Below are 3,855 nucleotides of genomic sequence, written 5' to 3'. Positions count from 1 at the left end.
GGGGCTCGCGCTCGTCCTCGGCGCCCGCGCGGCCCGGAGGCCCCTCCGATGATCCTGCCCCGGGTGCGCCTGACGGCGGGCGCCGCGACGGCCGTGGGCCGCCGTGCCGAGAACGAGGACGCGTGGTTCGTGGCGGAGGGCGCCTACCTCGTCGCGGACGGCATGGGCGGGCACGACGGGGGCGCGCTGGCCAGCGCCGCGGCGATCGAGGTGGCGCGGGACCTGGCGACGATGCGGACGCCGACGGTCCAGGACGCGCGGGACGTGACGCGGCTCGCGCACGTGCGGGTGCGGCTCCTGCCGTCGCCGAGCGGCCGGCGGCCGGGCTCGACGCTCACGGGGGTCGTCCTCACGGAGCACGGGGGCGTGCCGTGCTGGCTCGTGGTCAACGTCGGCGACTCGCGGACCTACCGGATGGCGGGCGGCGTGCTGGAGCAGGTCACGGTGGATCACTCGGAGGTCGCCGAGCTGGTGCGCGACGGGGTGATCCCGGAGGCGGAGGCGGCGACGCACCCGCGGCGCAACGTCGTCACGCGCGTGCTGGGCGGCAGCGCCTCCGACGTCGACCCGGACGTGTGGCTGCTGCCCGTCAGCCCGGGCGACCGGATGCTGCTGTGCTCCGACGGCCTCACCGACGAGCTCACCGACCAGCGCATCGAGGCGGAGCTGCGCGCCGCCCCGGACCCGCAGGCGGCGGCGGACCGGCTGGTGCGGGCGGCCGTGAAGCACGGCGGCCGCGACAACATCACGGCGGTGGTCGTCGAGGCGGCGGTCGGGCGCCGCTGACCGACGCGCGTCAGCGCGCTGCGCGGGCGAGGCGCTGCGCGCGGCCGGCGCGCAGCCCGTCGACGACGAGCAGCACGAGCGCGACCCAGACCAGGCCGAAGCCCCACCAGCGCGCCGCCGGCATCTGCTCGTGCAGCACGACGACGGCCAGCAGCAGCTGCATCGTCGGCGTGACGTACTGCAGCATCCCGACCACCGAGAGCGGCAGGCGCCGGGCGGCCGCGCCGAACAGCAGCAGGGGCACGGCGGTGACCACGCCGGCGCTCACGAGCGCCGCCGTGTGCCAGGGGCCGGCCGACGTGAAGTGCCCCTCGCCCTGGCTGCCGAGCCACAGGAGGTAGCCCAGCGCCAGCGGCGTGAGGACGAGCGTCTCCGTCGCGAGGCTCGGCACGGCGCCGACGTCCCGGCCGACGCGGTTCTTGATCAGCCCGTAGAGCGCGAAGCTGACGGCGAGCGTGAGCGCGATCCACGGCAGCTCGCCGTACCCGACGGTGATGACGACGACGGACGCCGCGCCGAACCCGAGCGCGACCCACTGGACGGGACGCAGGCGCTCGCGCAGGACGAGGACGGCGAGGGCGACGGTGACGAGCGGGTTGACGTAGTAGCCCAGCGACGCGTCGACGACGCGGTCGGTGAGGACGCCCAGCACGAACACCAGCCAGTTGACGGCGACGAGCGCGGCCGCGAGCGTCAGCAGCCCCACGGACCGTCGCGACCGCAGCACCGCGAGGAGCGCGGGCCACTGCCGGGCGGCCGTGAGCAGCAGGGCGCAGAAGACGAGCGACCAGACGATGCGGTGCGCGACGATCTCGACCGGCCCGGCGGGCTGCAGCAGCGGGAAGTAGAGGGGGAGCAGGCCCCACAGGAGGTAGGCGCCGAGCCCGAGGCCGAGGCCCGCGGGGTCGGCGGCGGGCCGCGCGTCCACGGGCCGACTGTAGGGCGCGCGTCGCGGCGGGTCGAACCGGTTCGAGGCTGACCGCATGATGGACGCGCCGTCCGCATCCTGGACCCGGGGTGAGGGCGCCCTCACCGCGGCTCCTACACTGGACCGTCGCTGCGCGCCCCGGCACGCACGAGACGCCCACGCCGACGAGCGCCGGGCGGCACACCTCCCCGCTACCGGAAGGTCCGAGCGCCCTGTGAGCACCCCGACCCTGCGCGTCGCCGTCGTCGGCGCCGGCCCCGCGGGCATCTACGCCTCCGACATCCTGTCGAAGTCCGGCCTCGACGTCGCGATCGACCTCTTCGAGCGCCTCCCCGCGCCGTTCGGGCTCGTGCGCTACGGCGTGGCGCCCGACCACCCGCGCATCAAGCAGATCATCGTCGCGCTGCACAAGGTGCTCGAGCGCGGCGACATCCGGCTGCTCGCCAACGTCGACTACGGCACCGACCTCAAGCTCGACGACCTGCGGACGTACTACGACGCGGTGATCTTCTCGACCGGCTCGATCCGGGACGCCGCGCTGCCCATCCCCGGCATCGAGCTGGAGGGCAGCTTCGGCGCCGCGGACTTCGTCTCCTGGTACGACGGCCATCCCGACGTGCCGCGCACGTGGCCCCTGGAGGCGCAGCAGGTCGCGGTGATCGGGGCGGGCAACGTCGCGCTCGACGTCGCCCGCATCCTCGCGAAGCACGCGCAGGACCTGCTGCCCACCGAGGTGCCCGCGAACGTGCACGAGATCCTCGAGCGCTCGCCGGTCACCGACGTGCACGTCTTCGCCCGGCGCGGCCCGGCCCAGGTGAAGTTCTCGCCGCTCGAGCTGCGCGAGCTCGGTCACGTCCCGGACGTCGACGTCATCGTCTACCCCGAGGACTTCGAGTTCGACGAGGGCTCCATGGCCGCGATCCACTCCTCGAACCAGACGAAGCAGGTCGTCAAGACGCTGACGGACTGGACCCTCAAGGACCCCGAGGAGAACACGGCGAGCCGCCGCATCCACCTGCACTTCCTGCACAAGCCCGTCGAGGTGCTGGGCGAGGACGGCAAGGTCGTGGGCCTGCGCACCGAGCGCACCGCGCTCAACGGCGACGGCAACGTCACCGGCACCGGCCAGACGGTCGACTGGCCCGTCGAGGCGGTCTACCGCGCCGTCGGGTACTTCGGCTCGCCGCTCGTCGACATCCCGTTCGACGACGTCGCGGGCGTGATCCCGAACCGCGAGGGGCGCGTCGTCGACGTCGACGGCGAGTACCTGCCGGGCGTGTACGCCACCGGCTGGATCAAGCGCGGCCCCGTGGGCCTCATCGGGCACACCAAGTCCGACGCGTCCGAGACGATCCGTCACCTGGGCGAGGACGTCGCCGAGGCCGGCGAGTCGTTCTACACCGCGACCGAGCGCGACCCCGAGGCGATCCTCGAGTTCCTGCGGGGGCGCGGCGTGGACGTCATCGACTGGAAGGGCTGGGAGCTGCTCGACGCCTACGAGCGCTCGCTCGGCGAGCCGCACGGGCGCGAGCGCGTCAAGCTCGTCCCCCGCGAGGACATGGTCGCGATCTCCCTCGGGCGTCCGCTCGGCGGCTGACGCGCCGGACCGACCACCGGCGGCGGCCCGCTCCGGCACGGAGCGGGCCGTCGCCGCGTCAGGAGCCGGTCGGCGCGGGGCTCGGCGCGAGCGTCCAGCCCGGCAGGGGCGTCGTCGTCGGGGCGTCGGGCGCCGGCGGCCGGCAGGCGGGCACGCTCGGCGTGGGCGCCGGTGCGGTCGGCCGCGGCCCGTACCGCTGGACGAGCCGGTCGGAGCCGAGGAAGTTGCGCCGCTCGACGGTCTGCATCCCCGGCTGGAACGCGTTGACGGCGATGTCGACGTGCCGGCCCTGCCAGAGGATCTCGTAGACCTGGTCGAGCAGGCAGACCGCGTCGGCGCCGGGCGCGACGTCGATGCCGCCGCCGTACACGTCCGGCGCCCACAGGCCGTGCATGTAGTGGATGTCCGAGGACATGACGCCGGGCAAGGCGTCGATCTGCGCGAACAGGGCCTCGTCGGGCACGGGGCCCTCGTCGGCCGCTGAGCAGGCCGCCACGAGCAGCCCGACGCCGACGAGCGCGGCCGCGGCTGCCGCCTCTCGGCC

The 3,855-nt window shown here is 74.7% G+C and carries 3 protein-coding genes and 1 pseudogene; 2 read left to right on the top strand and 2 right to left on the bottom strand.

Annotated elements, in window-relative coordinates; genetic code table 11:
- The first annotated feature begins 48 nt into the window (after positions 1-48).
- Positions 49-786 carry a PP2C family protein-serine/threonine phosphatase gene (locus tag HGCM_RS00905; protein WP_019135017.1) on the top strand — a complete coding sequence of 246 codons (738 nt, stop codon included), beginning with the start codon at positions 49-51 and terminating at the stop codon, positions 784-786.
- A 10-nt stretch (positions 787-796) separates the two neighbouring features.
- On the opposite strand, the gene rarD is transcribed toward HGCM_RS00905, so the two are convergent.
- Complete coding sequence (rarD, locus tag HGCM_RS00900; RefSeq protein WP_019135016.1) at positions 797-1,714, bottom strand: EamA family transporter RarD; 918 nt, start codon at positions 1,712-1,714, stop codon at positions 797-799.
- Positions 1,715-1,928: 214 nt separating this feature from the next.
- Between rarD and HGCM_RS00895 the strand changes: the two genes are divergently transcribed.
- Positions 1,929-3,311 (top strand): FAD-dependent oxidoreductase, encoded by a 1,383-nt coding sequence (locus HGCM_RS00895; protein ID WP_019135015.1) that lies wholly within the window; start codon positions 1,929-1,931, stop codon positions 3,309-3,311.
- A 58-nt stretch (positions 3,312-3,369) separates the two neighbouring features.
- Here the strand turns inward: HGCM_RS00895 and HGCM_RS00890 are convergent.
- Positions 3,370-3,855: pseudogene (locus HGCM_RS00890) on the bottom strand (hypothetical protein); the annotation flags it as partial.

Source organism: Cellulomonas massiliensis JC225, from assembly GCF_000312005.1.
Classification (GTDB): domain Bacteria; phylum Actinomycetota; class Actinomycetes; order Actinomycetales; family Cellulomonadaceae; genus Cellulomonas; species Cellulomonas massiliensis.
This window is presented reverse-complemented; position numbering and strand designations above follow the sequence as displayed.